Here is an 885-nt window from a genome sequence, read left to right as displayed (position 1 = left end):
AAGCCGTCATTAACGTACTGACCGGCGAGCGCTACAAGAGCATCACTAAAGAAACCGCTGGTGTTCTCAAAGGTGAGTACGGTGCCGCTCCTGCGGCAGTGAATGCCGATCTACAAGCTAAAGTCCTTGAAGGTAAAGATCCAATTACGTGTCGTCCTGCTGATTTGTTAGAGTCAGAAATGGAAGCTCTCACGGTGGATTTAATGGATAAGGCTCAATCTGAAGGCATTAAGCTTGCGAGTGAACGCGTTGATGACGTACTTACTTATGCGTTGTTCCCTCAAGTCGGTCTGAAGTTCCTTAAAAACCGTGGTAACCCTGATGCTTTTGAACCAGCACCTACATTGGAAAGTGCAAAACCAGTTGCAGCGCCTGCGGCTCCAGTCGCGTCTGGTAGCGTAGAAACTTACAGTGTTCGCGTTGATGGACAAGTCTACGAAGTTGAAGTGGGGCCAAAAGGACAATTGACTTCTGTGACGCCAAGTTCAGCTTCTGCACCAGTGGCCGCTCCCGTTGCGCCTGTGACGACAAATGCGGTATCGGTTCCTGCACCGCTTGCAGGAAACATCTTTAAAGTGAACGTTCAGCCGGGTGCTGAAGTCGCGGAAGGTGATGTCCTACTGATCCTTGAAGCAATGAAGATGGAAACGGAAGTTCGTGCAGCTCGCGGTGGTATCGTTCAAGAACTGAACGTAAAAGAGGGTGATGCCGTTACCGTTGGTGCACCTCTTCTCAGCTTGGCGTAAGGGAGTATCATGGACGGATTGATGACCTTATGGTCAGAAACAGGGATCGCTAACTTTGAGTTTGGCCAAATCTGCATGATGCTGGTTGGCTGTACGCTGTTGTTTTTAGCGATTCGTAAAGGCTTTGAACCATTACTTT

1 protein-coding gene and 1 pseudogene are annotated in these 885 nt (G+C 49.2%); both read left to right on the top strand.

Annotated elements, in window-relative coordinates; genetic code table 11:
* Positions 1-746, top strand: a 746-nt coding sequence (locus tag R7P74_RS25425) for a biotin/lipoyl-containing protein (protein ID WP_318123415.1), incomplete at its 5' end; no start/stop codon positions are given.
* 9 nt (positions 747-755) lie between these two features.
* Positions 756-885, top strand: a pseudogene (locus tag R7P74_RS25420) (sodium ion-translocating decarboxylase subunit beta); the annotation flags it as partial.

The organism is Vibrio sp. 2033 (assembly GCF_033339735.1).
The sequence above is the reverse complement of the archived record's forward strand: the minus strand, read 5'-3'. Positions and strand labels throughout refer to the sequence as shown.